Origin of the sequence: Loktanella agnita, assembly GCF_046640325.1 — a bacterium.
Taxonomy (GTDB): Bacteria; Pseudomonadota; Alphaproteobacteria; order Rhodobacterales; family Rhodobacteraceae; genus Yoonia; species Yoonia agnita.
This window is the reverse complement of the sequence record NZ_JBJMBF010000023.1, coordinates 30,417-56,871: the sequence shown is the minus strand read 5'-3', so window position 1 is coordinate 56,871 and position 26,455 is coordinate 30,417. Positions and strand designations below refer to the sequence as shown.

The window sequence follows — 26,455 nt, the reverse complement described above, 5'->3', positions numbered from 1 at the left end:
CCGGTGCCAGCGCCAAACACCACAGTCGAGGCCTCTAGCGTCCCCGCGGCCACAGCCGCGTCACCCGCCGCCGCACCAATATTAAGCGTGCCGCTGGACGTGGCATTGCGTGCAAGGGTCACCGCCCCAGCCTCCACCACCCCCCCATCCGCAATCGTCAGCGTCCCCGTGCCGCCTTGGCCGACATAGAGCTTCCCCCCAATCGTCAGGCTGGAATCGGTTCCGGTGACCGACACCGTGCCGGTGGAATTTGCGACGAAGCCGATAACGCTTTGTAAACTGCTGACCGCGCCGCCCTCCGCAATGGTCAGCGTCCCCGTGCCGCTTTTGCCGACATAGAGATTCCTCCCAATCGTCAGGCTGGAATCGGTTCCGGTGACCATCACCGTGCCGGTCGAGCCTGAAGTATCCCCGATATAGCCTGCGCTACCGCTGACCGCGCCACCTGCAATGATTTGGAGCGCGCCGGTCGAGATACGGCCGACAATCAAATTGCTTGTAGCATCCCAAGGGCTCGGCTGTGTGCCTGTCCCCCCTGCACCTGCAAGCCCGTTTCCGTCCACAATCTCAACGGCACCACCATTAATGGTATCCGCCCACACCGGTGCCGCAACCGCTACAAACGCCGTCGCGGATAACAAGGCACTGCGTAAGACCATTCGCGCGCGGAATGGAAAGCCGCAACGCGCGGCAAGAACACGATGAAACCCGGTCACCTGTGCCCGCGGGCGTCTGACGGATACCGTGCCCTGATAGGCCTGTGGTGTGAGGGGGGCGATGCGCAGCAGTGACGGCCCGTAGGCCGATGAACTCGATCCGCGACAGATGATAGTCTTCATAAGTGAACTTTCTCGCGACAGCCGAGGCGCAGGATCCTATGGATTTCAGCGTGAAACCCTACGAAATACACGTCGGATAAATAAATTTAATGGCCAATGAATTGAAAATACTACACAAACTCGCACCCGGCGGCCGACCTGAATATCATCAGGCGCAGATACACTTTTGTGTTATTGGGGCCGCCCGCAGCCTGTCAAGTTTCCTTCCCTTAAGTCAATCTATTCACAGCACCTGTGGCCACCAAAGCGCAGCTGAGCGACAGACACCCCCCTGAAAGGCCCACCCCATCGCCAATGTTTGAAACATAGATGCTGCACCATGCGCAAATGTCCGAAATGACGGACAACATTGCAGCATGGCAATTCATGAGTGAATGGCGGGTTTGGGCCGATGTCATCTCCACCATTTTCGGCTAGATGAGACTGATGACATACTCTTTGAATTCATGGTGCGCCCGCCTCGCGCCACTACTGGGCCATCTTGCTAAAGTTCAAGAACCATTTCTTGAAGCATATTGGCAGGCGAGCTCTTACCCACCCCGCGTGTCATTCAATGGCAAAGATGAAACACCCTTTCCAAAGGATGATTTGGCCCATCTCTTTGATCTCGCGCGCTCTGCTCCACGATCTATTGAGAAGAAGTACTACAAGCCGCTTCACGAAGCGCTTGGTCCGGTAAGAGGTATCCTGAGGTCACATCCATCTCTCGCCAGGGCGCTTGGGCCGCGTATCGGAAATGACGAGTTTTACGTTAAAATTTTGAACGGGACATCGCTCACTTGGCTAACTCAGATCGTAGCCGGTATACTAGAGCGCGCTCATGACCATGGCGACGGTGGATTTGAAAAAGCTGCGAACGAACTAGGATCGATCCTAGATTTGAGTTCGTCGACCTTAGAAATTGATGTCCCAAACGGGCTCGATTTGGGCTACGATCTACTGCTCTTCCATGGTCCCGAAATTCGCAACGAATTTGAGATTCAGGAAGGATTAATCGTCAAACCTGCTGCCGTCCTCTCAGACTATCTGGATCACGAATGGATCCGGGATTTTGTGCCAGAGGAGATGGATCGACGTGATTGGCGGCAGATTGGCGCTGTGGTGCGACCGTTCCATTGGCGACCGGCTTTTCGGAGGAAGACTGACTATCGGCAGGAGCGGCCAAGCTGGCCACCAAGATTTGAGGAAGACGCTCTCACGTTTTTGGAAATCCTTTCCATCGCGAGTCAAACTCCGATCTTACCTTTCACGTTGATGCACGGATGTGTACATCGATCCGCACTAGGCTTGTTGGGGTTATCTCACAGTCAAGGTGGTTCCCAACCGATCTGTCAAGTTGGACGTCGGCACGATCCTTTTCGTGCCCCTCCGCAGCTCCAGAAAAGCTCGATCGATGTGGCCAAACAAGCCTATAGCAAACGAAGCGATGAGGAATTTAAACGCCTTGCGCCAGTGATTCATCGGCTTTCAGAAGCTTTGGCACGCATGGGGCGTTTTGGTGCCAACGATCGAATTCTGGACATTTCGCAATCGTTGGAATTGATGTTTAGGCCTAAAGGCGGTCGGATCAGCCAAAAACTTCAAGATGGGATGGCTGAATTGCTTGGTGTTAATGAAGCACATAAGGACGACATACGAGCTGCAATCAAGCAGTTCTATGACGTCCGCTCAGCGATCGTGCATGGCGCAACCGACGCGAGGCGCAAACGCATTTTGGAAGATCGCCAAAGCGCATTTGTCAGCGGCCTCAATCTGACTCTGCAGGCGCTCTTCAAGATGCTTCTGAGTGATGCCGGAGCTCGTGACTAATTCTGCACTGCTACGACTATCCGCGGGCCGTGAGGTTGAATATCTCCAGATTGCGCGCCTGCAGTGAACGTCGGACATGCGGGTTGCAGGCCCAGCAACCCTAAGGTTAAGCCAATGGCAGCTTTGGGCCGAGCCTCCCTCACCACCCAAATTTCGCTATCCTCAAACTGGGTTTCCAAAGGGGCGTCGCGCCCTTGGCTGGGGGTTTCAAAAGGGGGCAGCGCGCCCCTTTGCCGGAGAGACGTAAGCACCCCCTGGGGTGGTTACGGCTAGTACGTTATAAACCGAAGGTTTTATGATCCGGCGAAACTGATTTTGTACTTTCACGAACCTCACGGACACTGCGGGCAACAGCAAAAGGAAGCCCATCATGTCCCAAGACGAACAGTCCAACGCAATCTCTGTGCGAGTCAAACATGCACATCGATCCAGATACAAGAACCAGAGGCGGCACGATCTGCGGATCGGGCACCAGCCGGGATATGTGGATGGTGAACGGTCCGATCTGAACCGGGTGAACGTGCCCCTGCCCTCGCCCGCATGCATCACGACCACAGCAAAAGCACTGCGCGAGCGGAGCAACCCAACGCGGGCGATGCGCAACGACGCTGCCGTTGCCACGATTGGGATCATCACTTTTGGACATGGGGCGCAACCTATCTTTGAGGCGCTGACAGCCGAGGAACAGGATGCTGCCTATCTTGAGGTGGCCGAACGTATTGCTGATGAATATCGAACCACCTTGCGCGGTTTGGTTGTGCATGCAGATGAAACCGCCCCGCATGCCCATGTGGTTTGGGATTGCCGCAATCATGACGGAATACCAATGTCGCGTGTTATGAAAGGGTCTCGCCTACAGGACATCGCGTCCGAAGTGATCGCCAAACACGCCACCGGAATTGAACGTGGTCTGCGCAAGTCTGAGCGGATTGCCCGGGAGGATAAGCCCAGCCAAATCTACAATCGGTCCGTGCAAAAGCTGCATCAAGATTTGCCTGCTGAAATCGCGGCCAAGGAGGAGGCGTTGCAACAGCTCTGCCTCCGTGTCGATGAGATGCAAGCCCGCGTGGTAAAGCTGGAGGAGAAAGAAACGCTGAACGCGAAGGAAGCCAAACGGCTGATGACCTACCGTAAACGGCTAGCGGCACGGGTCGAAGAATACGAGGACGCGCGGTTGGCGTTGGACGCCAGAACTCGCGAGGCAACACAGCAAGAGGTGGCTCTCGCGATCAAAGAAAAGACGTTGAAGTCTGCCGAGGAGGAGCTTGACGCGCGCGAGGACGCGATGGACCGCCACGCGGAAGGCTTGGCACAGCGCGAGGAGGAAGTCAGCCGCCGTGAAACCCTGCTGGATCGATTGACGGAAGAGATCAATCGGATGGTAGGTGACATCGCCGATCGTCTTGGTGTGGGCAAATCCCTTCGCGCAATTCGAGACCGGTTGAAGGCCGCGCGACATGACCTCGGGGATGATGGTCCAATGATGGGCTAAGTGAACCTATCGGCACATAGTATGCTCTGATCAGATACACGAGTGCCTTTATTGTTCGGAGCGTTCCGCCGCTCCACCACGGAGCTTTGAAAAGAAGGATGGAAAAGAGCGAAAAATGAAACTTGAGAAAGAACCGGCCTCGGTATAAAAGTGCGGCACCAGAGTGCGGCACCACCGCCGGATGGATGCTTTGACAGAGCCAGTAAAATAAGGCTTTTGGACTTAATATAGTTGGCTTCGATCCCTACCGTCGGAGCCAAAACCTTATCGCTTTGTTCTTCGGCGTGGTTTTGGCATTTTTATTGTGGCTGATGTCGCAGGCACTTTCTCAACAGCATCGTAGACATAGGCGATCAACGGCTCAGAGCCCATTCGCATACTTATGCTTTTCTAAAATATTATCGCGTTAGGAATATTCGCTGGGTATGCTGGTTCAGAAATCTTCCCACAACGTGTCGCTATTCGGATCAGCAGTGCCGGTTGCTGCTAGCGCCTTGGGCGTTGTCTTGTGGCGCGAAGTGGCGGTTGTTCGCGCTGCCCTAGGCGAGTGGAACATCATGATGTTGTCGCCTACCGTTTCTTCCCGAGACGACAGATTATTATTTCGCCCTGCTGAACCGTGTTGCCCCTCGCTCAGATGAAACTGAGTCATCAAATTCAACAATCGTCCGGCATCGTCGCGCAAAGCGTGGCTGTTTTGTGTGGCGGTTTGCACCATGGCCGCGTTCTTTTGCGTAACGGTATCAAGCTGGCCAACACCGACGTTGATTTCTGACAAGCCAACTGACTGTTCCGCAGCACCTGCTGCAATTTCGGTTACCAAGCCCGCGATATGGCGAATATGGTCCACGATTTTAGTCAGAGCATCCCCCGCCTGCCCTACCAGTGTCACCCCACGTTCCACCTGAGCAGAGCTTCCAGCAATTAGCGTCTTGATCTGTTTTGCCGCGTCTGACGATCGCTGCGCCAGTGCGCGTACTTCGGATGCAACAACAGCGAAACCGCGGCCGGCCTCCCCTGCCCGTGCGGCTTCAACGCCCGCGTTGAGTGCGAGTAGATTAGTCTGAAATGCGATGTCGTCAATAACTCCGATGATTTGCGTAATTTCGTCAGAGGATTTTTCAATTGCCGTCATCGCATCGACCGCACTGCGCACTACAGGTGCACTTTTATCCGCGTCAACCTGCGCATCTGCGACAATCGTTTCCATCTCTTGGGCACCGCTTGCCGCGGCTTGTACGCTTGTAGTGAGTTGATGAAGCGCGGCTGCCGTCTGTTCGAGCGTCGCCGCTTGATTCTCAGTACGCTGGGACAATTCATCGGATCCCACACTCATTTCCTTGGCACGGCTACGAATATCCCCGGCGCTTTTCGTCACCGTTCCGAGCGTTTCGTTCAGCTTTTCTATTGTCCGGTTATAGTCCTGTCGCAGCTTGTCGTAGTCTGCGCCAAAAGCTGTGTGTATTGTTTGCGTCAGGTCCCCGTCGGCGAGCGCGGTCAGTGCCATGCTGAGCTGTTCGACCACGCGCACCTGCTCTGCCTGAATTGCCTTGCGTGCTTCCTCTGCCTGCGCTGAACTGTGTAGCTGATCGCGAAATGCGACGAGTGTTCTTGATAGCTCTCCCAGTTCATCTGTACGCGCGACATCTGAAATCGCGACCTCGTAGTTGCCGTCTGATACGGCGGACATTGATCCATGAAGCCGGTGAAGTGGCCGGAGCACTGATGCGACCGCGAGCCAGCCAGCCAGTGCCGTTAAACCGATGATCAATACGCCTGCGATTATCATCTTGTTTCGGCCCTCTAAAACCGGTTGTATGGCTTCACTGATATTTAACTCAGTGACAAGGCGCCAAGGTTCACCAAATGCATCCAGCTGTGTGATCATTGCAATCACTGGTGTATCGGAAAGCCCGGTAGAGTTCCGAAAGAACCCGTTTTCTCCTGTCGCTGCAAAGGAGATATGTGGCAGATCGACCTGTTGAAGTACAAAATCAGCTTCGCGGGATCGGGGCGCACTGCGTGTCTGACCCTCAGCGCCGACGATATACATGTCCCCGGTTCGACCTAGCCCGGTCGGATTGGTGATCATTTCCGAGATGATCGAAGCAGGAAGCTGAATGGCGAACACGCCGATGCGTTGTCCATTTGTATTGAATACCGGTGTTGCAAGAAATGATGCTGCGGCACCATAGCTGGGCGAATATAGTGAAAAGTCAGCAAAATAGACCTTTCCAACCTCACCGTCACGGGCGGCGCGATAAGCCTCAGCAAGCCCTGAGTCGCTGTAGGGGCCGTCTACAAAATTTGAGGCATAATCGTTTTCTTTAAAAACGGAATAAATCATGTCCCCGTCGACATTAAACAAAAACACATCGTAATAGCCGTCTAAATCTTTGATTTGGCGGAAGAATGGGTGAAACTGACCGTGTTGAAAATTGTACGGAATTGATTGCGGCGCCTGATCCAATAGATCTTTTTCGCCAAGCGAATTCGGGTTGTCATCGATGTAGGCCTGTCGCAGTTGTTCTGGCCCAGTCATGATTGTAAACGAGGCGCTGAAGGCCGTGATCGCACTGATGACGGTCGGATCATCGCCCAGTCCGATAACCTTATTACGAAGCTCTAGCAGCCAGTCTTCGACAGTCGCTTTACGTTCGGCGTTTAGAACAGTCAATTGCGCTTGCTTTTCGGCAAAGACCGCATTTCTAAAGTCGATATATGCTAGGACAGCCACCGCTGCCGACGATATCACACACAGCGAAACAATGATGACAGGCAGCTTCACCGCGATACGGATCGAATTCAAAAATTGCATGCGTACCTCAGGAAACAATGCAGTTATTGCTTCGGTTCTCACCCATTGCGATTAAAATCCGCTTAAACGCTACTGGCCTAAATACGCAGCAGAAAGGTCGCGCGGCTCTTCAATCAGAGTCGCGCGCGAAGTCGGTGGACGATATTAAATCAAAGCCCGTTCACCGGCACCTTCAGTACCGGATTGCCATCCTTGTCGGTCGGGACCTCCCCAGCCCGCATGTTTACCTGCAGGGAGGGAATGATCAATCTTGGCATATCGAGTTGGGCATCGCGTTCGGTACGAAACTTGATGAAATCCTCGCGGGTTTTGCCTGCGCCCACGTGGATATTATGCGCCCTCTCTTCGCCCACTGTCGTTTCCCACTGGATGTCACGGCCATTCGGGCCATAGTCGTGGCACATGAACAGCCGCATTTCATCCGGCAGCGCCAGCACCTTTTGGATGCTGTCATAGAGTACCCCCGCATCGCCACCCGGGAAATCGGCTCGGGCCGAGCCACCGTCAGGCATGAAGAGCGTATCGCCAACGAAAGCTGCATTTCCGATCACATGCACCATACAGGCTGGTGTGTGACCAGGGGTATAGATAGCGAAAGCATCCATAGTGCCGATCTTATACGTGTCACCATCTTCGAAAAGCTGGTCGAATTGCGATCCGTCGCGCTGGAACTCTGTCCCTTCGTTGAAGACTTTGCCAAACGTTTCCTGCACAACGAGGATCTTGGCGCCGACACCGATCTTCCCCCCCAGCTTTTGCTGGATGTAGGGCGCTGCCGACAGGTGATCTGCATGCACATGCGTCTCAATGATCCAGTCGAGCGTCAAACCCCTTTGCTGCACTTCAGCGATGAGCGCATCGGCGTGATCGTAAGTGATCCGCCCGGCGGCGTAGTCGATATCCATAACACTATCTATGATCGCACAATGATCACTGTCAGAATCCTTTACGATATAGCTGATCGTATTTGTAGCGTCGTCGAAATGTGCCGAGACATCAGGCACGACATTCATATTTACGTGGTCATTCATGGCTCTGATCCTTCTACTCCAAATATCAGCTTTTGCAGGTTTTGATGCCCGCCACGCTGTAGAGCGGGCAGTTTCCGGTGATGGCTGTCAGTACGAAGACTGCCGCAACAGTAATAAAGAGCCAGTGAAGAATGCCTGCGGAACCCAAGCCTGTGCCAAAGGCCAAGAACATCAAAAATGCTGCCAGTAACACGCGCAGCCCCCGGTCTGTCTTTCCCATATTTGTGGTCATGATTCGCTCCTTCGGTTCATCCGATGCGATAACCATGCCACAGGTGCGGTGGCGGCTCAGTGACTTGGTCACCATTCCGCCCCTGCAATGAGCGAGTATCGCAAAAGGCCAACGTGCAATCAGCCGTGGCGAGACAGCCCGTCAGACGCTACCGTTCAGAATATAGAAGCTATTCGGTGCAGCGGTTCTGAGTTTTATTGCACTCGTTATCTATTGGCTATGAGTCCTGACCCTAGCGATGCCCGTTCGCCAGCCGGTGTTTGATTGCTCAGCCTATTCTTGCAACTTCGTCGAGAACATTTGGCCTCAGGCGAGCATTTGCTTTACCATTAGTATTACTCCGGCTCAGCGGCGTGTCACCTTTGATGTCACGTAATTCCAACCCTGAAAAGTTTAGAACTACGTGTCCGGCTCTATTTTGAATAGAATGAAATCATCACCCTGAAATGTCGAAAAATCTCAATTGGGTTTCACGAATGCGCTGCAAAGTCAGCGAGGTAGATCTTAGGGCCGACTGGCCGAACAAGATATGAAAACAATTAGGAAGACATTGACATGAGCAACGGTGTAAAGACAACCCGGCGTGGGCGGGTGCTGGAAATCAAGATGAACCGGCCCAAAGTGAACGCCATCGACATAGCGATGAGCCAGCGGCTGGGTGCGGCCTTTGCCGAATTGCGTGATGATCCGGACTTATGGGTTGGCATTCTAACAGCAGAAGGCGATCGGATTTTCTCGGCCGGGTGGGATCTCAAAGCGCTCAACTCCGGAGAAATGGAATTGGACAATTGGTGGGAAAGCGCGGACTACGGCGATGGCGGTTTTGCCGGGCTTACCGAAAACTGGACGCTAAACAAGCCAGTGATAGGTGCTCTCAACGGGTTGGTGATTGGCGGCGGTTTTGAAGTTGCGCTGGGTTGCGATCTTTTGATCGCTGCGGATCACGTTGAGTTTGGCCTACCCGAAATGCCGTTGGGTATCGTGCCGGATGCAGGCGCGCTGCAACGTTTGCCGCGCCGGATTCCCCATAATATCGCAACAGAGATGTTCCTTTTGGGTCGCCGCATGGGCGCTGAAGAGGCTGCGCGTTACGGATTGGTGAACAAGGTTGTTCCGGCAGATCAACTGATGGATGCCGCACGCGAATGGGCTGATGCAATCGCAGTATCAGCACCGTTAGCCATGCAAAGCGTAAAAGAAGTGCTTCGCGCGATTGAATGTCAACCTCTTGAAACGGCTTTTGAAAAAATGCGCGGCGACGATCTGACTACGTATCGCAAGATGCTGAAATCCGAAGATTCAGCCGAAGGTGTCGCAGCGTTTGTCGAAAAGCGCTCGCCAGAATTCAAGGGGCGTTAAGATGTATTTGCCAAACAAAGAGGTCACCCGCGTGACCAGCATTGGCGGGGGGCCTATTGGTGGGGGCTGGGCCGCGCATTTTCTGGCGCGCGGCTATGACGTGACGCTATATTTGCATGACCCGGCTGAAATTCCAGCGTTCAACGCGATCCTTGATACAGCGTGGGTCAGCCTTACAGCGCTAGGCCTCGCCCCCGGTGCCTCGCGCGATCGACTGACAATCGTACATGACCTCGGTGAAGCTGTCGCTAATGCACAGTTCATTCAGGAAAGCGCGCCCGAAAATCTGACCATGAAGCAGGCGCTTTACAAAACATTGGGAGAGATCGTGCCGCCCGAAGTGGTTATCGGCTCGTCCACTTCTGGTTCGATGATGACGGATATTCAGGCCGATTGCGCAACGCCAGAGCGCACGGTGATCGGCCATCCGTTTAATCCGCCGTATCTGCTGCCACTGGTTGAAATTGTCGGTGGTCAGAAAAGTGATCCAGAGGCCGTGAAATGGGCTGGCGCATTTTATCAGAGCGCAGGCAAAGCCCCTTTAATGATGAAAAAGGAAATCCCCGGTTTTGTGGCAACCCGTCTGCAAGAGGCGCTTTGGCGTGAGGCGTTGCACATGGTGGCAAATGGTGAGGCATCGCCCGCCGATATTGACAACGCGCTGATGAACGGCCCTGCCGCGCGGATGGCGGTGCAGGGTCAGTGCATGGCATTTCACGTCGCATGCGGTGCGGGCGGAATGGCCACCAATCTGGATCAATTTGGGCCCGCGCTCAAACTGCCCTGGACCAGGTTGGATGCGCCGGAACTGACCAAAGAGCTGCGTGATCGCATGGTTTCGGGTTGCGATGACATCGCTGCCGGACGCGGGTTTGCGGAAATGGCTGAAAGCCGTGACCGTCAAATTGTTGCGGTGCTAAACGCGCTGCGCGCTTCGGCATGAAACGAACTGAGCTAGCGTTCGCGGCGCCCTTCAGGGGGCAGTCTGACCGAGGCGACAAAGTTCGACAAGGTCCCCGGCCATTTTGGCATAGGTTCCCCCTGAGGCCACCCGGTGCGATAAGCACTGGGTTTACGGCCAAAACAGCGGTTAAAAACCTGATTGAAATGGGTTTGCGTATTAAACCCAGATGCGGTTGCGATTTCGCGAATTGCCAAATCGGTCGTCACCAGCAGGACCCGTGCATGTTGCAACCGTAGCAATTGGCTGAACCGCGCGATGCTACAGCTAAAATTCGCCTTGAAACGCCGTTCAAGCTGGCGCTGAGAGATCCCCACGGCATCGGCGATTTCGCCGACGCGGGGCGGATCTTCGAGGTTTTCCTCAATAATCCTTACGGCCTTGCTGATACTGTCGGGCAAGCCATCAACACCGCGCCCATAGGTAATACGCTGCGTGGTCTCGGACGGACGCATGGGATGGTGCATGATCTGGTCTGCAACTTCCCCCGCCAATTTCGCCCCACGGTATTGTTTGATCAAATGCAGCATTAAATCAAATCCCGCCGTTCCCCCGGCGCAGGTTAAAAGGCGATCAGATTCGGTGAAAAGCTGTTCGATCACGTTAATGTCGGGATAGCACTCTTTAAAGCCTGGCAGATAGGACCAATGGGTGGTTGCCTTATGCCCGATCAACAACCCGGCACGGGCCAAGATAAAACTGCCCAGCTCAATCCCGCAGATTTGAATGCCACTGCGGTTCTGGCGGCGCAGCCATGCGGTGAGCTTCTTGTTGTCATAGGATTCGCCCCCCCAGCTCGCAACGATAAAGATCGTCGTATTACGTTCCAGCTGCTCTTGCGGGCTTGTACAATTGAGCGTCATGCCATTGCTGGATGTAATCGTATCGCCATCAAAAGAGCAGAATTCGTGCGAACAGATCGTCCCGTGCGACAGGTAATTTGCAACGCGCATTGGTTCCAATAACGCATTCAACGCCATCATATTAAACCGTTCGGTCAGCACAAATACATGGTGCCACGTATTTAGCGCGTTATTGGGCGTGCTTTGCATGCAATTCAAATCCGACAAAAACTTTCAGTGGTTTTTGATTTTACGACGACACACGGCGGAACGCGACGAAAAAATGGTAATTAAGTGGTACTTTTTTTCTTATTTATCAATCGGTAAACCGGGAGAACCAAATGAATTTCGACGTCATTGTCACCTGTGCTGTAACCGGCGCAAGCGATACAACAAAGCGCAATCCGCATGTTCCCGTGAACCCGAAAGAGATCGCAGATGCCGCAATTGCAGCCGCAAAAGCAGGCGCGGCGGTGGCCCATCTTCATGTCCGCGACCCCGAAACGGGTGCTGCGTCACGTGATCCAAAGCTGTTCAAAGAAGTGGTTGACCGGGTCCGTGACGCAAACACAGATGTGGTAATCAATCTGACCGCTGGCCTTGGCGGTGATTGGGTGCCGGACGCGGAAAATCCAGCGATGCCCGGCCCCGGTACTGATATGCTAAGCGCTGATGATCGGCTGATCCATATTGAGCAGTGCCGCCCTGAAATCTGTTCACTTGATTGTGGTACGCTGAATTTCGGCGATGGTGACAATATCTATATCTCGACCCCGCCAACCCTGCGCCGCATGGCCGAAAAAGTGCGCGAATGGGGCGTAAAGCCCGAAATGGAAGTGTTTGAACTGGGCCATATCCGTTTTGCGCGCCAGATGGTTGATGAAGGGCTGATCGCGCTTCCGGCTATGTTTCAAGTATGTCTGGGAATCCCATGGGGTGCCGATCATACCGTCGACACACTTAAGGTGATGAAAGACCACCTGCCCCATGATGCGATCTGGGCTGGGTTTGGTGTGTCGCGCATGCAGATGCCAATTGCCGCCGCAGCTGTCGCGATGGGTGGCAATGTGCGGGTCGGATTAGAAGACAACCTGATGCTGGACCGGGGTGTGCCCGCCACGAATGCGCAATTGGTGCAACGTGTTGTCGAAATTATCGAACGTATGGGTGGGCGCGCTGTCACGCCCCAGGAAGCGCGCGACAAATTAGGCCTGCGCGGTGCGAAGGTGGCGGCATGAACGCTGGCGGAAACCTTACACTTTCAGGCCTGTCCAAAAGCTTCAACGATTTTGAGGCTGTAAAATCCGTCGACCTCGAAATCAAGCAGGGTGAATTCCTGACCCTGCTTGGCCCGTCTGGCTCTGGCAAGACAACGCTGTTGATGATGATCGCGGGCTTTCTTGATGCCTCTGCAGGCGATATCGCCTTGGCAGGCACATCGATTACCCATACCCCTGCCGAGAAACGCAATTTCGGTATGGTCTTTCAAGGCTATGCCCTGTTCCCGCATATGACGGTGCGCCAGAATATCGCGTATCCGCTGGAAATCCGAAAGCGGCCTCGCCTTGAAATCGAAGCGCGGGTCGATGAAATGCTCGCTTTGGTTCAGCTTGAGGACTTCGGCAAACGTAAGCCGGCTGAATTGTCGGGTGGCCAATGTCAGCGCGTGGCGCTTGCCCGTGCGCTTGCCTTTGCGCCGCCGGTATTATTGCTCGACGAGCCACTTGGCGCACTCGACAAAAAGCTCCGCATTGAGGTGCAACAGCAACTCAAGGACATCCACACCCGGATCGGCACCACCTTCATTTTCGTAACCCATGATCAGGAAGAAGCCCTGTCGATGTCCGATCGGATCGTAATCATGCAACACGGTCAGATCGAACAGGTTGGCACGCCACATGATCTTTATGATCACCCCCGCACCCGCTTTGCGGCGGGATTCTTGGGCAAGAGTAATTTCCTGCATCAGGACGGCAAACTCTTCGCGCTGCGCCCTGAAAAAATCGACATGGCGCCAACAGGGCAAGGTGCCGCTGCCGCACGCATCACCGGGGTCATCCGGACCATCACCTATTTCGGCTCTACCCTGAAATACATGGTCGCGATCGATGGCGAAGATGACTTTGAAATCGACGTTGATACCTGGCGCAACAAACATGCGTTGGAGGCAGGCCAATCCGTCGATCTGAGTTGGCCAGACGCGGCGATGGTTGCGCTTGAAGACAGCATATGAATCGCAAACACAGCGAAGATTGGCGCCAGCCAACGAGCGTAATTCACCCAACCAAAAGGGAGTTGAAAGTGAACGATAAGCAATTTCAAAAAGAGGCTTTGATCGAAGGCGCGCATGCCTTTCGTGAAGGGCGTTTGGACCGGCGCTCATTTCTGACCATGTGCGCCATAGCAGGTATCGCGACAGTGGCCGTTGGGGTGGGTGATGCAAAAGCCGCTGCCGATCAGGTTATCCTGTGGAACTGGGGCGGCGATGCAGAGCGTTGCCACGGCAATGCAATCGGGAAGCCGTTTACAGAGCTGACAGGCATTCCGTTGCGCATTGACACATCCGGCCCGCTTCAGGGTAAGCTGCGTGCGATGGTCGACAGCGGCAATGTAACCGCCGATGTGGCCGATGCGGATGCGTTTGATGCGCTGGCTCTTGGCAACTCTGGCCATCTGGAGCCGATTGACTATGCCGTCGTGGACAAGTCCAAAACGCTGGATGGCTATGCTTGGGATTACGGCGTATCGGTTTTATTTTACGGCTATGCCTTCATGTACAACACAGAGGTCTACGGGGATAACCCGCCAACAGGCTGGGCGGACTTCTTTGACACCGCCAAATTCCCTGGTAAACGCTCGCTTTACAAATGGGCCAATGGCGCATTGGAAGCAGCATTGATCGCGGATGGGGTTAACAAGAATGCGCTTTATCCACTGGATATGGAACGGGCACTCGCCAAATTGACCGCAATCAAAGACGACAGTCTATATTGGGGTTCGGGGTCCGAGGCGCATGCGATGATCGTCAATGAAGATGTATCTATGGGTATGGTCTGGCAGAACCGCGGCCGCGGGATCGAAGCCGACACAGAGGGTCGCTTCAAACTTGTCATGAACGAAGCGTTGGCGATGCCGGGGGCCTATATCGTGCCCAAGGGCAATCCAGCAGGCCCCGACGCAATGCGCTTTATCGCACAGGCACAAGAGGTTGAAAGCCAGCTTGCGCTGCTGGACTGCCTTGGGATGACGCCCGCGAACCCTGCGGCCTTCGCCCAGATCCCTGCCGAAAGCAGCGCTTATGCGATTACCTCGGCAGAGAATTTGGAAAAGGTGATCTTTACCGATCCCGAATGGTGGGCCGAAAACGGCGGTGATGCGGTGAACGCATTCCTCGAAGCCATTAGCTGACCTGAAAATTTGGCGCGGGCGTACCCTGCGCCCGCGCTTTCCGGGTGGGTCATCGCCCGGAAAGATATCCCCCGAAAACAAGAAAGATGCCGCCCGTGCCTCATGCGTTGCGCAAGCTCATTGCACCCGGTTGGTTACTCGTGGCCCCTTTTTTAGGGGTGCTTTTGATACTATATCTTGGCCCGATCGTGAATATCCTCTGGCTGAGTATCACCGAGCCAACACCCGGCTTGGGTAATTATGAAAAGCTGCTGGGCAGCGACTCCATGCTGCGGATCATCTGGACCACGGCGCGGATTTGTCTTGTGACAACGCTGTTCAGCGTGACCATTGGATATGTCATCGCCTATGCGATGATGCATGCCCATCAGCGCCAACAGAATGCTATGCTGGCGTTGCTGCTGATTTCATTCTGGATTTCAGTGCTGGTACGTACGTTTTCATGGCTGATGCTATTGGGAAACAACGGGCTTTTGAACAATTCGCTTGAAGCGATGAATATCATCAGCGCACCAATCCCCTTTATGCGCAATGAATTAGGCGTGCTGATCGGCATGGTGCACTACATGGTACCCTATGCGGTCCTGCCGCTGCTCGCGAATATGCAAAGCCTCGATACGCGGGTATTGCAAGCCTCACGAAACCTTGGCGCAAGCGGGGCCCAGACCTTTCGCCGGATCTATTTGCCACTGACACGCCCCGGCATCGTGGCCGCATCGCTGCTGGTGTTTATCCTGAGCCTTGGCTTCTACGTCACACCCGCGATGCTGGGCGGTGGCAAGGTGTTGATGGTTGCCGAATATATATCGGTGCAGCTGTTAGTAACGCTGAATTGGGGCACTGCCGCAATGCTGGCCACATTGATGCTGTTCGGGGTCATGGCCCTGATCTACATCATGTCGCGCTTCATGAAACTGTCGACCGTATTCGGGGGTGCACAGTCATGAAGCCGACTGTAATGCAACGTATAACCAAAGGGGGCGCTTGGGTTCTGCTGGCGTTTCTGGTCCTGCCTGCGCTGGTGGCAATTCCGGTTTCACTGACGCCAAAGCGTTTTTTGTCATTCCCCAAAGACGGCCTGTCGCTGCGCCACTTTGAAAACCTGTTTACCAGCCCCGAATGGCTTTCGAGCTTTTATCAAAGTGCGATCATTGCTACCAGCACTGCTGCTTTTGCCACGATGTTAGGCACGCTCGCAGCCGTCGGGCTATGGCGCGTTACGTCGAAATATTCGGAATTGGTGCGCGCGTTTCTGCTATTGCCCCTGATCATCCCGCAGATCATTTCCGCCATGGCATTCTATCGGATGTGGATCCCCTTGGGGTTGCTGGATAGCTACGCCGGGCTGATCCTGGCCCACACGATCCTTGCCACGCCGATGGTTTTGATCACGGTCAGCGCGTCACTGGCCAATTTCGACCCCAAGCTTGAACAGGCCTCGCGCAATCTTGGCGCCTCTGCGGCAACCACTATGCGTTGTGTGATCCTGCCGTCAATCAAGCCGGGTGTCATGGCGGGCGCACTTTTCGCCTTCATCCTTAGCTGGGATGAAATCGTGGTGACGCTCTTTATCTCGAAATTCAACACTTACACGCTGCCGCGCCGCATGTGGAACGGCATACGCGAAAACACCGATCCGACCGTGGCTGCCGCCGCCGTGGTGCTGATCGCTATTACCCTTATTGCCATTGCCGGTTTCGCCCTGTCAGCGCGTCGCAAAGCCCGTAAAACCTGAACCCAAAGGAGACGACCGTGAGCATCGCCCTGAGCCACGAAGAAGAGATGCTGCGCGACACAGTGCGCCAGTTTTTCGCTGATGAAATTATCCCTCATGAGGAACATGTCGATACCCTGGGCGAAGTGCCCGAAGCGCTTGGCCGCGAGATTACAGACAAAGCCCGCGCACTGGGGCTCTATGCGGCCAACATGCCAGAAAGCGCGGGCGGCGGCGGGTTGAACCACACCCAAATGTCAATTGTCGAACGTGAATTCGGGCGCACCAGCCATGCGCTGCATTCTTGGATCGCGCGGCCAACCGAACTGCTATTGGCCTGCCAAGACGACCAGATCGCGACCTATCTTACTCCCTGCGTAACCGGCGAAAAGCGTGAACTATTCGCCCTGACCGAACCCGAGGCCGGGTCGGATGCAATGGGGATGCGTACCACGGCCAAACGCGATGGTGCGGATTGGATCCTGAACGGGATGAAACATTTCATCTCGGCCCCGACCATGGCTGATTTCGCCATCGTTTTCGCGGTCACGGGCATGGATGACACCCCGCGCGGGCCGCGCAAACGGATCACGGCCTTTCTTGTGGATCGCGACATGCCCGGCGTTGTGTTCCGGGAAGGCAATAAATGCGTCAGCAACCGGGGCTACAAGACGTATGAGCTTCAGTTTGACGATGTGCGGCTTGGGGCCGGGCATGTTCTGGGCGAAGAAGGCAAAGGATTTGAACTGGCGGGCCAGTGGCTTGGCATGGGGCGGATCTGGGTCGGTGCGACCTGCTGCGGGCGCGCCGAACGGCTGCTGGAGTTGGCGACAGATTGGGCGGCCAATCGCAAACAATTTGGCAAACCTATCGGCAATTTTCAGGCCACAGGCTTTCGTCTGGCGGACATGTCAATTGGACTGCGCGCGGCCGACTTGATGGTGCGTGATGCGGTGCAACGCGCCGACGCCGGAAACCTAAAGGATCAGGATGCAGCAATGGTCAAAGTCTTCTGCTCTGAAATGCTGGGGCGTACCGCCGATGATGCGGTGCAGATCTTCGGCGGTATGGGATTGATGGAAGAACTGCCGATCCAACGGCTTTGGCGCGATGCCCGGATTGAACGCATTTGGGATGGCACCAGCGAAATCCAGCGCCACATCATTACACGCTCTATCCTAAGACCGCTCGGCGCATGACCCCGGTACAGCGCAAAAATTTCGACCGGCTGATGCAGCCGGCGCAGATCGCTTTTGTCGGCGGTACGGATGCAGAGATCGCGATCGAAGAAGCCCGCCGACGCGGCTTTACCGGCGAGATTTGGGCCGTGAACCCAAAACGCCGCGAAATGGGCGGGGTGCCCTGTGTCGCCTCGGTGGAAGAATTGCCCACAGCACCAGATGCGGTCTTTCTTGCCATCCCCGCGCGCCCGGCCATCAAGGTCGTGCAATCGCTGGCCGCGATGGGGGCTGGCGGCGTGGTCTGCTACACAGCTGGCTTCCGCGAGGCGGGCGCTGACGGCCAAGCGCTTGAACAGGCGTTGCTTGCTGCAGTCGGTGATCTGGCGCTCATCGGACCCAATTGCTATGGTATGATCAACTATCTTGATGGGGCTGCGCTATGGCCTTTTGCCCACGGCGGCGATTGTCCGGGCTATGGCGCCGCGATAATCACCCAGTCAGGCATGCTGTCGTCCGACATCACAATGAGCCGCCGCTCATTGCCACTGACCCACATGATTTCTGCGGGTAACCAAAGCGTTCTGGCGCTGGAAGACTTTGTCGAAGCCTTGACCGGCAACCCAGCGGTGCGTGCCATTGGCCTGCATATCGAAGGGCTGCAAGATGTGGCGAAATTCGAACGCGCCATGCTTTCTGCAATTCAGGCGGGTACACCCGTTGTTGCACTGAAAACCGGGCGCTCTGCAATCGGTTCGTCTTTGACACAAAGCCATACAGGGTCTTTATCGGGCGCAAATGAGCTTTATGACGCATTATTTGAACGCACCGGCGTCATCGCGGTAGACAGCCCGGCTCAGTTTATCGAAACCTTGAAATACCTTTGCGTCGCGGGCGCACCCAACGGGCGCAACGTGGCCGGATTCACCTGCTCTGGCGGCGGGGCGACAATGCTCGCCGATCATAGCGAAACCATCGGGCTTAAATTCCCGCAGTTCGACACCAGCGATGCCGCATTACTGCGGGACCTCCTGCCGGATATCGCCAGCGTATCAAACCCGCTGGATTACACGACACCGATCTGGGGACAGCCAGAAAAGACGCTGCCGGTATTCTCACAAGCTATCGCCTCTGCGGGCGCGGATGCCGCGATATTGGTGCAGGATTACCCCGCAGCAGGGTTGGATGACACAAAACCTTACTACCTTGCCGATGGTTTGGCCTTTGCTCAGGTCGCAAAGGCGCACGATATCCCCGCAGCGATCTGTTCGACCATTTCCGAAAACATGGATGCGGATACCCGCGCCACCTTGATTGAGGCGGGAGTTGCGCCAATGCAGGGCCTGCAAGAAGCGTTGAACGCGATGCTGCACGCCGCAAAATGGGCCGAAGCGCGCAACCGCATTCTGGCCGCACCCCCTGCCCCGCTACTGTCGCTTGCATCGTCACCCGGCGTCACGATGATCCACGAAGCGGCCAGCAAAGCATTGCTTGTCGATGCCGGGATTGACCTGCCAAAGGGCGCCTTGGTCTCTGGCACAGAGGCCCCAGAGGCCGCAGAACGGCTCGGCTTCCCTGTGGTGCTCAAAATGATGAGCGCGGCGCTGGCCCATAAGACAGAGGCGGGCGCGGTAATATTAGGCTTGAAAGGTCGTAAAGCCGTACAGCAAGCTGTTAGACAAATGGCGGAATCAGTTGCGAAGCACGCCCCAAAGGCAGCGACAGACAGCTATCTTGTCGAACGCATGGCCCCACTCCCAGTCGCTGAAATGATCGTTGGCATTCGACGCGATCCGCAATTTGGCCTTGCCATGATGATCGGATCCGGAGGCGTACTGGTCGAAATATTAAACGATACCAAAACGCTCCTCCTGCCTGCCACACCGGACGAGATCAGGCTGGCTTTGGGGCAACTCAAGCTCGCGAAGCTCCTGAATGGTTATCGCGGCAAGCCAGTGGTCGATCTTGATCAACTGGCCCAGCGTTTAGCCCGTTTGGCTGCTTTCGCGGTCAAAAACGCAGCTACAATCGCCGAAATCGAAATCAACCCACTGTTTCTTTATACTGACAGGCTGTGCGCCGTAGATGCGTTGATTCATTTGGTGGAGCCGAAATGCTAATGCAGGATGGCTACTGTCAATCCGTACTGCCGTGAGAGCCACAACCAGTTGCGCAGCCTTCCCAGCGACGTCGTGGATGGCTACAATATGAACAAGGCCTCAAAACGTTCAAAGCTCTCACACCTTATGTACACATCTGCAAAATCTGCACTTCAGAGTCAGAGCGTCTCAAATTAAATTTGTTCCGACAAAGGTGGCGCGCGCACCTAAGTCAATCAATAATAAACGACCCGACGCCTTCGTATCTATTTGTCTCAATTAGCAGCACGCCACCAACTTCTTCGGCGTTGGGGCCATAGAAACTCGCGTCAATTTCCGAACTGGACGTCAAGCAGCCTGCACTGCAATTCAGCCCGCCTGAAAATCCATTTCCGCTAAGCGCGAGATTACTACCGCTTAGATTAAGGCTGTCTTCACCATCTAGTTTTCCATTCAATTCTACCCTTGCGAAATCGTTCGCAAAACTAACTTCGACACTTAGAGTGCCCTCATAATCCGGCGAGGTTTCACCCACATAGCCTGCGGCCTGAAACCCGCCTTCATAAGTGGTTGTTCCTGATCCTGACGGCAAATCTGCCGGGTTCGTCTCGTAGCCGAACACATAGGCCACCTCTCCGTCGATGGTGCCGTCAGCTCCATTGTTTGATGACACTGTGAACTGGACCGCACCCGCATATAGGCCACTGTCATTGAAGTTATAGATAAGCAACACTTCTTCACCAGTGGTTACCTGGCCTACACCGTTGGTGATCACGATCTCTTCTCCGAAGATCGTCGCCATAGCATTGCGTTCTGCGTCAATATCCGCATCGAAAAAACCCGCATCCAGCCTGATGGTGCCGCTGTCGATTGCGCCGTCACCGTTTTGTTGCAAACGAGCGCCTTGCAGGCTCATGGTCGTGCCCTCTGTGTCCGCGAGAGAGCGACCGCCGGACGCAAAAGGCAGGCCGTTGCCCGATATCGGATCGTCAGACATCCCATCACCGCCGCCGCAAGCAGTCAGGGCAGTTATCAGAAGTGCCGGTCTTAGGTATGCTGACATGGGAATTACTCCGTACTCTTACTCGTTATCGCGCAACTCATTGCCCGATAAGCGATTTGGCAAAGCTATACGGCGAAAAGGCGGCAAAGAAACTGCGGAAATGGGGCTGTTGTTTATTTTGGGCGATGACCCGCTGACAAGTCCGACAACGGTAGGTATAGCTCTGCCATGCCCATGCATTATATCTACCTCATCATCGCTATTATAACCGAAACCATCGGGACCACCGCGCTGCAGGCCAGCGCGCAGTTCACGCGGTTCTGGCCCTCGGTGCTCTGCGTGATCACATATGCTGCGTCATTTTACCTGCTGGCACTGGCGCTTAAGGTGATGCCTGTGGGCATTCTCTATGCCATCTGGTCAGGCCTTGGCATCGTTTTGATCGCGCTGATCGGATATATCGTATTCGGCCAAAAGTTGGACATGCCCGCCGTTCTGGGCATTGCGCTGATCCTGGTTGGCATCCTTGTGATCCACCTATTTTCCAACGCTGCGACACACTAAAGTAAGCTCTGGCTTTTAGGGGCTGGCCTTTGCTGCAGATGCACGCTATCCGCGCGGCAACTTACCCATAAGGCAGACCGTAATGGATATCCGTAATATCGCGATCATCGCGCACGTTGACCACGGCAAGACGACACTTGTCGACGAACTACTGAAACAATCCGGTGTTTACCGGGAAAATGAAGCCACGACAGAACGGGCGATGGACAGCAATGACATCGAACGTGAGCGTGGCATCACCATCTTGGCCAAATGTACTTCGGTCGAATGGAAAGGCACCCGGATCAACATCGTTGACACACCTGGCCACGCCGATTTCGGTGGTGAGGTGGAGCGTATCCTGTCCATGGTTGATGGGGTTGTGCTGCTTGTCGATGCCGCCGAAGGCCCGATGCCGCAGACGAAATTCGTGACCTCTAAAGCGCTGGCACTGGGGCTGCGTCCCATCGTTGTGGTCAACAAGGTCGACAAGGCTGACGGTGAACCCGACCGGGCCGTGGATGATGTGTTTGACCTGTTCGCGGCACTGGAAGCCGATGACGAACAATTGGATTTCCCGGTCATGTATGCTTCTGGCCGTGCAGGTTGGTGCGATGCTGAACTGGACGGGCCGCGCAAGGACCTTGATGCGCTCTTTGACCTGATCGTGGATCATGTGCCCACACCCAAGCAGATCACCCGCGCGGATGAGCCTTTCCAAATGCTGGCCACCACGCTGTCGGCTGACCCGTTCATCGGGCGTATCCTGACCGGCCGGGTTGAGGCGGGCACGCTTAAAGCGGGCGATACGCTAAAGGCACTGTCGCGTACCGGCGACAAGATTGAACAGTTCCGCGTTTCAAAAATCCTTGCCTTTCGCGGCTTGCAACAGCAGCCGATTGATCTGGCAGAGGCTGGCGATATCGTCACTGTTGCGGGCATGACCAAAGCCACAGTTGCTGACACGCTCTGCGACCCCGCGATTGAAACGGCGATCCCGGCACAGCCGATTGACCCGCCCACCATCACAGTGACCTTTGGCATCAACGACAGCCCGCTAGCTGGTCGTGACGGCAAAAAAGTGCAGTCGCGCGTGATCCGTGACCGTCTGATGAAAGAGGCTGAGGTCAACGTCGCGATCAAGATCAACGACACCCCCAACGGCGATGCTTTCGAGGTCTCTGGCCGGGGCGAGCTTCAGATGGGCGTGCTGATCGAAAACATGCGCCGCGAAGGGTACGAGCTGTCCATTTCGCGTCCGCAGGTGATTTATAAAGAAGTCGACGGCGTCCGGATGGAGCCGATCGAAGAAGCAACAATTGACGTGGACGACGAATATACCGGTTCCGTTGTTGAGAAGCTGACCGGGCCGCGCAAGGGTGAACTGGTTGAAATGAAGCCCGCAGGCGCTGGCAAGACCCGCATTATCGCCCATGTCCCTTCGCGCGGTTTGATCGGCTATCACGGGGAATTCCTGACCGATACGCGCGGTTCGGGTATTCTGAACCGTCTGTTCCACGGCTGGGCCCCTTATAAGGGCAAAATCCAAGGCCGCCGTCAGGGCGTTCTGATTTCCATGGAAAACGGAACATCCGTTGCCTTCGCGCTGTGGAAACTGGAAGATCGCGGCAAGTTCTTTATCGGCGCGCAGGAAGCCGTTTATCAGGGCATGATCATCGGCGAGCACAGCCGCGAAAACGATCTTGAGGTAAACCCGTTGAAGGGTAAACAGCTAACGAACGTGCGCGCCTCTGGCACAGACGAAGCGGTGCGTCTGACCACGCCGGTGACAATGTCGCTGGAACAGGCGATTGCCTATATCGACGATGATGAGCTGGTAGAAGTCACGCCAAATGCAATCCGCCTGCGTAAGCGGTTCCTTGACCCGCATGAACGCAAGCGACAAGCGCGGGCAAGCTAAGACGCCAGAAACGTTAAAAATTTTACGCCCGGGCCTTTCAACCAGACCTGGGCGTTTTTGATTCTGGTGAGTGATCTGAGCTGCGTTCCCCGGCTTGAAGGCACGCAACGCGAGATAGATCAGCGCCGATTAACGGCTGTGCTATTCGGTGATTTCGACAACCATCAATTCGCGTTCAGATGCATCCCGCGCGTGGTCCAATGCGGCCTGATAGGCGGCAGAATTGTAGCAGTCCACCGCCGCCTCGACTGACGGGAATTTCGCAACCACATTGCGCGGACGCTCCTTGCCTTCAAGCTGAACAAAACGACCGCCCCGCGCAAGGAACGTACCGCCATGATCGGCAATCGCCGGGCCCGCCAGTTCGGCGTATTTCTTGTACGACACCTCATCCGTGACAGTTACATGGGCAATCCAAAGTGCGCTCATTTCAGTCCCTCCAGAACGTTACGCGCGGCATTAATCGCCGCCTCTGCATTCTCGGCAGAGGCGCCGCCGCCCTGCGCCATGTCATGACGACCGCCGCCGCCCTTGCCGCCCAGTTCAGGCGTGACAGCGCGCAGGATCTCGACGGCAGAGACACGGTCCACCATGTCTTCTGTCACCCCAACCGCGACGGCGGCCTTGCCACCGGTATCCGCGATCAGCAACACGGCACCGCTGCCCATCTGCATTTTTATCTCGTCTATCAGCGAAGGCAGGTCTTTGCCCGTCACGCCTGTCAGTACCTGCGCCTGAAAAGCGACCCCGTTGATCACATCGGACGGCGCGGCTTCTTTCGCGCTGCCGCCCATGGCACGCTCGCGACGTAGTTGGGCCACCTCGTTCGCCAGCGCCTTGCGCTCATCCAGCAGAGCTCTGACCCGGTCAGCGACTTCAGACGCAGGGGCTTTCAAGGCAGTCGCGACCTGCGTTAGCCGTTGATCCTGTGCGCGCAGGTAATCGAGGGCCGACTGCCCGGTCAGCGCCTCAACCCTGCGCACACCGGCGCTTGATGCGCTATCGCTGAGCGCAACAAAGGCGCCGATTTCACCAAGCTGCTTTACATGCGTGCCGCCGCAAAGCTCTAACGAATAGGTGTTCCCATCCGCCCCTTTGCCAGAGCCAGTTCTGCGACCCATCGAAACCACGCGGACCTCGTCCCCGTATTTCTCGCCAAACAGCGCCTGTGCCCCCATGCCGCGCGCATCATCCGGCGTCATAATCCGGGTTTCGACACGGTCGTTCTGACGGATCAGCAGGTTCACGTCAGCCTCAATCTGCGCAAGTTGGTCCGTACTCAACGGTTTGGTGTGACTGAAATCAAACCGCAGACGATCAGGCGCATTCAGCGATCCACGCTGTACCACGTGATCGCCCAATACTTCGCGCAGCGCCTCGTTCAGCAAGTGGGTCGCCGAATGGTTTGCCACGATCCGCCCACGGCGATCCGGGTCAACGGCCAGCTCTGCGCCCTGCCCTTTCGACAATGCGCCCTCGGTCACTTCGGCGAAATGCACGTAAACGCCCGCCACCTTCTTGGTGTCGGTGATCTTTGCCTTACCGGTTTCTGTGCGGATCACGCCTGCATCGCCGACTTGACCACCCGCCTCGGCGTAGAACGGAGTCTGGTTCAGCACGATTTGCACTTTGCCATCGGCCTTGTCCGTTGTGGACCCATCACTGATCAGCGCCAGGATCTGCCCTTCAGCCGTCAGCGTATCATACCCGAGGAAATCTGTGGTGCAGTGGGCATCTGCGATATCAAACCAGACAGCATTATCCGCAGCCTCGCCAGTGCCGGACCACGCAGCGCGGGCCTTGGCTTTTTGTGCGGCCATGGCTGTATCGAAACCGTCGGTATCCACCGTGCGACCCTTTTCGCGCAGTGCATCCTGCGTCAGATCAAGCGGGAACCCAAAGGTGTCATATAGCTTGAACGCCGCCTCGCCCGGCAGCGCACTGTCTTCGGGGAAGCCTGCCAGTTCATCATCCAAAAGTTTGAGGCCGCGTTCGAGCGTTTGCTTGAAACGGACTTCTTCGTTCAGCAACGTCTCTTCGATCAGCCGCTGACCCTGGCCTAGTTCCGGATAAGCCTCGCCCATCTGGCGCACCAGTGCAGGGACGAGCTGGTGCATGACGGGGTCTTTCGCACCCAGCAAATGCGCATGACGCATAGCGCGGCGCATGATCCGGCGCAGAACGTAGCCGCGTCCCTCGTTCGATGGCAGCACGCCTTCGGCGATGAGGAAAGAAGTCGAGCGCAGGTGGTCAGAAATCACGCGGTGATGCACGTTTTGATCACCAAAAGGTTCAGTATGCGTGGCGTGCGCAGACGCTTCGATCAATGCGCGAAACAGGTCAGTTTCGTAATTATCGTGGCTGCCCTGTAGCAGTGCCGCGATCCGTTCCAGCCCCATGCCGGTATCAATCGACTGCATGTCGAGCGCGCGCATGGAGCCGTCCTCGAACTGCTCATTCTGCATGAACACGACGTTCCAGATTTCGATAAACCGGTCTCCATCTTCCTCTGCCGACCCCGGAGGGCCGCCCCAGATATGATCGCCGTGGTCATAGAAAATCTCGGTACAGGGGCCACAGGGACCAGTCGGGCCCATCTGCCAGAAATTATCGGATGTCGCGATACGGATGATCCGATCCTCAGGCACGCCGACTTTTTTCCAGATCTCGAACGCTTCGTCATCGGTGTGATAAACCGTGGTCAGCAGCCGCTTGGGATCAACGCCAAATTCCTTTGTGATGAGTTCCCAAGCGAAAGGGATCGCCTCAGGCTTGAAATAATCGCCAAAGCTGAAATTCCCGAGCATCTCGAAAAACGTGTGATGGCGCGCGGTATAGCCAACATTATCAAGGTCGTTATGTTTGCCCCCAGCCCGCACACATTTCTGGCTGGACGTGGCGCGGCTATAGTCGCGCGTCTCGACCCCGGTGAACAGGTTCTTGAACTGCACCATGCCCGAATTGGTGAACATCAGCGTCGGATCATTGCGCGGGACCAGCGGGCTGGAGGCCACGATCACATGCCCCTGCTTTTCAAAGTAATTCAGAAAGGTTGATCGGATGTCAGCAAGGGAGGTCATGACAGGCTTTCACTAATGATCTACGTTAAGGCGCAGAAATAGCCCCGCACCCCGACACTGTCCACAGGCGGACGCAAAAAGGGTGCCGCAGCGCGACACCCTCTCTGGAGTATTCTCGGTCATCCA

The 26,455-nt window shown here is 55.6% G+C and carries 20 protein-coding genes and 1 pseudogene; 13 read left to right on the top strand and 8 right to left on the bottom strand.

Going from position 1 to position 26,455, the window contains the following annotated elements; all coding sequences use genetic code 11:
- Window positions 1-839: pseudogene (locus ACJ5NV_RS18910) on the bottom strand (hypothetical protein); the annotation flags it as partial.
- Window positions 840-1,265: 426 nt separating this feature from the next.
- Between ACJ5NV_RS18910 and ACJ5NV_RS18905 the strand changes: the two are divergent.
- Both ACJ5NV_RS18905 and ACJ5NV_RS18900 read left to right on the top strand, forming a co-directional pair.
- Complete coding sequence (locus ACJ5NV_RS18905) at window positions 1,266-2,648, top strand: hypothetical protein (protein ID WP_411646257.1); 1,383 nt, start codon at window positions 1,266-1,268, stop codon at window positions 2,646-2,648.
- Window positions 2,649-3,018: 370 nt separating this feature from the next.
- Complete coding sequence (locus ACJ5NV_RS18900) at window positions 3,019-4,140, top strand: plasmid recombination protein (RefSeq protein WP_411646256.1); 1,122 nt, start codon at window positions 3,019-3,021, stop codon at window positions 4,138-4,140.
- 433 nt (window positions 4,141-4,573) lie between these two features.
- Here ACJ5NV_RS18900 and ACJ5NV_RS18895 read toward each other — a convergent pair whose 3' ends face one another.
- From ACJ5NV_RS18895 to ACJ5NV_RS18885, 3 genes are all read right to left on the bottom strand, one after another.
- Window positions 4,574-6,958 (bottom strand): methyl-accepting chemotaxis protein, encoded by a 2,385-nt coding sequence (locus ACJ5NV_RS18895; protein ID WP_411646255.1) that lies wholly within the window; start codon window positions 6,956-6,958, stop codon window positions 4,574-4,576.
- A 149-nt stretch (window positions 6,959-7,107) separates the two neighbouring features.
- Entirely contained in the window at window positions 7,108-7,989 is an 882-nt protein-coding gene (locus tag ACJ5NV_RS18890) for an MBL fold metallo-hydrolase (protein WP_411646254.1), read from the bottom strand.
- Window positions 7,990-8,014: 25 nt separating this feature from the next.
- Window positions 8,015-8,221 carry a YgaP family membrane protein gene (locus tag ACJ5NV_RS18885; RefSeq protein WP_411646252.1) on the bottom strand — a complete coding sequence of 69 codons (207 nt, stop codon included), beginning with the start codon at window positions 8,219-8,221 and terminating at the stop codon, window positions 8,015-8,017.
- A gap of 555 nt (window positions 8,222-8,776) precedes the next feature.
- On the opposite strand from ACJ5NV_RS18885, the gene ACJ5NV_RS18880 reads away from it, so the two are divergent.
- Together ACJ5NV_RS18880 and ACJ5NV_RS18875 are read left to right on the top strand one after the other, a co-directional pair.
- Entirely contained in the window at window positions 8,777-9,580 is an 804-nt protein-coding gene (locus tag ACJ5NV_RS18880) for an enoyl-CoA hydratase-related protein (RefSeq protein ID WP_411646251.1), read from the top strand.
- 1 nt (window position 9,581) lies between these two features.
- Window positions 9,582-10,523, top strand: coding sequence for a 3-hydroxyacyl-CoA dehydrogenase NAD-binding domain-containing protein (locus ACJ5NV_RS18875; RefSeq protein ID WP_411646249.1), 942 nt, complete (start codon window positions 9,582-9,584; stop codon window positions 10,521-10,523).
- 11 nt (window positions 10,524-10,534) lie between these two features.
- Here the strand turns inward: ACJ5NV_RS18875 and ACJ5NV_RS18870 are convergent, their stop codons facing one another.
- Complete coding sequence (locus ACJ5NV_RS18870; protein ID WP_411646247.1) at window positions 10,535-11,593, bottom strand: GlxA family transcriptional regulator; 1,059 nt, start codon at window positions 11,591-11,593, stop codon at window positions 10,535-10,537.
- A gap of 131 nt (window positions 11,594-11,724) precedes the next feature.
- On the opposite strand from ACJ5NV_RS18870, the gene ACJ5NV_RS18865 reads away from it, so the two are divergent.
- From ACJ5NV_RS18865 to ACJ5NV_RS18835, 7 genes are all read left to right on the top strand, one after another.
- Window positions 11,725-12,621, top strand: a complete 897-nt coding sequence (locus ACJ5NV_RS18865) for a beta-keto acid cleavage family enzyme (protein ID WP_411646246.1) — start codon at window positions 11,725-11,727, stop codon at window positions 12,619-12,621.
- Window positions 12,618-13,616 carry an ABC transporter ATP-binding protein gene (locus ACJ5NV_RS18860; RefSeq protein WP_411646244.1) on the top strand — a complete coding sequence of 333 codons (999 nt, stop codon included), beginning with the start codon at window positions 12,618-12,620 and terminating at the stop codon, window positions 13,614-13,616. Before ACJ5NV_RS18865 ends, ACJ5NV_RS18860 begins: the two co-directional genes overlap by 4 nt.
- 68 nt (window positions 13,617-13,684) lie before the next feature.
- A complete protein-coding gene (locus ACJ5NV_RS18855) occupies window positions 13,685-14,791 on the top strand; it encodes an extracellular solute-binding protein (RefSeq protein ID WP_411646242.1) in 1,107 nt (368 codons plus the stop codon).
- 158 nt (window positions 14,792-14,949) lie between these two features.
- On the top strand, window positions 14,950-15,738 hold the full coding sequence (locus tag ACJ5NV_RS18850; protein WP_411646260.1) for an ABC transporter permease: 789 nt from the start codon (window positions 14,950-14,952) through the stop codon (window positions 15,736-15,738).
- An 11-nt stretch (window positions 15,739-15,749) separates the two neighbouring features.
- Window positions 15,750-16,526 (top strand): ABC transporter permease, encoded by a 777-nt coding sequence (locus tag ACJ5NV_RS18845; protein WP_411646240.1) that lies wholly within the window; start codon window positions 15,750-15,752, stop codon window positions 16,524-16,526.
- A 17-nt stretch (window positions 16,527-16,543) separates the two neighbouring features.
- The gene (locus ACJ5NV_RS18840) at window positions 16,544-17,704 is read left to right on the top strand and encodes an acyl-CoA dehydrogenase family protein (protein WP_411646238.1); all 1,161 of its coding nucleotides are present in this window, start codon (window positions 16,544-16,546) and stop codon (window positions 17,702-17,704) included.
- The gene (locus tag ACJ5NV_RS18835) at window positions 17,701-19,803 is read left to right on the top strand and encodes an acetate--CoA ligase family protein (protein ID WP_411646236.1); all 2,103 of its coding nucleotides are present in this window, start codon (window positions 17,701-17,703) and stop codon (window positions 19,801-19,803) included. Before ACJ5NV_RS18840 ends, ACJ5NV_RS18835 begins: the two co-directional genes overlap by 4 nt.
- Before the next feature lie 211 nt (window positions 19,804-20,014).
- Here ACJ5NV_RS18835 and ACJ5NV_RS18830 read toward each other — a convergent pair whose 3' ends face one another.
- A complete protein-coding gene (locus tag ACJ5NV_RS18830) occupies window positions 20,015-20,845 on the bottom strand; it encodes a transferrin-binding protein-like solute binding protein (protein WP_411646234.1) in 831 nt (276 codons plus the stop codon).
- A gap of 168 nt (window positions 20,846-21,013) precedes the next feature.
- Here ACJ5NV_RS18830 and ACJ5NV_RS18825 point away from each other — a divergent pair, with 168 nt between their 5' ends.
- Both ACJ5NV_RS18825 and typA read left to right on the top strand, forming a co-directional pair.
- Window positions 21,014-21,349, top strand: a complete 336-nt coding sequence (locus ACJ5NV_RS18825; protein ID WP_411646232.1) for a DMT family transporter — start codon at window positions 21,014-21,016, stop codon at window positions 21,347-21,349.
- A gap of 82 nt (window positions 21,350-21,431) precedes the next feature.
- The gene (typA, locus tag ACJ5NV_RS18820) at window positions 21,432-23,249 is read left to right on the top strand and encodes a translational GTPase TypA (protein WP_411646230.1); all 1,818 of its coding nucleotides are present in this window, start codon (window positions 21,432-21,434) and stop codon (window positions 23,247-23,249) included.
- Window positions 23,250-23,390: 141 nt separating this feature from the next.
- Here typA and ACJ5NV_RS18815 read toward each other — a convergent pair whose 3' ends face one another.
- Both ACJ5NV_RS18815 and alaS read right to left on the bottom strand, forming a co-directional pair.
- Window positions 23,391-23,678: a DUF1330 domain-containing protein gene (locus ACJ5NV_RS18815; protein WP_411646229.1), complete on the bottom strand. Its 288-nt coding sequence runs from the start codon at window positions 23,676-23,678 to the stop codon at window positions 23,391-23,393.
- A complete protein-coding gene (gene alaS, locus ACJ5NV_RS18810) occupies window positions 23,675-26,329 on the bottom strand; it encodes an alanine--tRNA ligase (protein WP_411646227.1) in 2,655 nt (884 codons plus the stop codon). The genes ACJ5NV_RS18815 and alaS overlap by 4 nt, the downstream gene beginning before the upstream one ends.
- Window positions 26,330-26,455 lie beyond the last annotated feature (126 nt).

What these genes read in the sequence shown, in the direction of transcription:
- ACJ5NV_RS18905 (WP_411646257.1), top strand. Translation starts at nt 1,266, where the DNA reads ATGACATACTCTTTGAATTCATGGTGCGCCCGCCTCGCGCCACTACTG.
- ACJ5NV_RS18900 (WP_411646256.1), top strand. Translation starts at nt 3,019, where the DNA reads ATGTCCCAAGACGAACAGTCCAACGCAATCTCTGTGCGAGTCAAACAT.
- ACJ5NV_RS18895 (WP_411646255.1), bottom strand. Translation starts at nt 6,958, where the DNA reads ATGCAATTTTTGAATTCGATCCGTATCGCGGTGAAGCTGCCTGTCATC.
- ACJ5NV_RS18890 (WP_411646254.1), bottom strand. Translation starts at nt 7,989, where the DNA reads ATGAATGACCACGTAAATATGAATGTCGTGCCTGATGTCTCGGCACAT.
- ACJ5NV_RS18885 (WP_411646252.1), bottom strand. Translation starts at nt 8,221, where the DNA reads ATGACCACAAATATGGGAAAGACAGACCGGGGGCTGCGCGTGTTACTG.
- ACJ5NV_RS18880 (WP_411646251.1), top strand. Translation starts at nt 8,777, where the DNA reads ATGAGCAACGGTGTAAAGACAACCCGGCGTGGGCGGGTGCTGGAAATC.
- ACJ5NV_RS18875 (WP_411646249.1), top strand. Translation starts at nt 9,582, where the DNA reads ATGTATTTGCCAAACAAAGAGGTCACCCGCGTGACCAGCATTGGCGGG.
- ACJ5NV_RS18870 (WP_411646247.1), bottom strand. Translation starts at nt 11,593, where the DNA reads ATGCAAAGCACGCCCAATAACGCGCTAAATACGTGGCACCATGTATTT.
- ACJ5NV_RS18865 (WP_411646246.1), top strand. Translation starts at nt 11,725, where the DNA reads ATGAATTTCGACGTCATTGTCACCTGTGCTGTAACCGGCGCAAGCGAT.
- ACJ5NV_RS18860 (WP_411646244.1), top strand. Translation starts at nt 12,618, where the DNA reads ATGAACGCTGGCGGAAACCTTACACTTTCAGGCCTGTCCAAAAGCTTC.
- ACJ5NV_RS18845 (WP_411646240.1), top strand. Translation starts at nt 15,750, where the DNA reads ATGCAACGTATAACCAAAGGGGGCGCTTGGGTTCTGCTGGCGTTTCTG.
- ACJ5NV_RS18835 (WP_411646236.1), top strand. Translation starts at nt 17,701, where the DNA reads ATGACCCCGGTACAGCGCAAAAATTTCGACCGGCTGATGCAGCCGGCG.
- ACJ5NV_RS18830 (WP_411646234.1), bottom strand. Translation starts at nt 20,845, where the DNA reads ATGTCAGCATACCTAAGACCGGCACTTCTGATAACTGCCCTGACTGCT.
- ACJ5NV_RS18825 (WP_411646232.1), top strand. Translation starts at nt 21,014, where the DNA reads ATGCCCATGCATTATATCTACCTCATCATCGCTATTATAACCGAAACC.
- typA (WP_411646230.1), top strand. Translation starts at nt 21,432, where the DNA reads ATGGATATCCGTAATATCGCGATCATCGCGCACGTTGACCACGGCAAG.
- ACJ5NV_RS18815 (WP_411646229.1), bottom strand. Translation starts at nt 23,678, where the DNA reads ATGAGCGCACTTTGGATTGCCCATGTAACTGTCACGGATGAGGTGTCG.
- alaS (WP_411646227.1), bottom strand. Translation starts at nt 26,329, where the DNA reads ATGACCTCCCTTGCTGACATCCGATCAACCTTTCTGAATTACTTTGAA.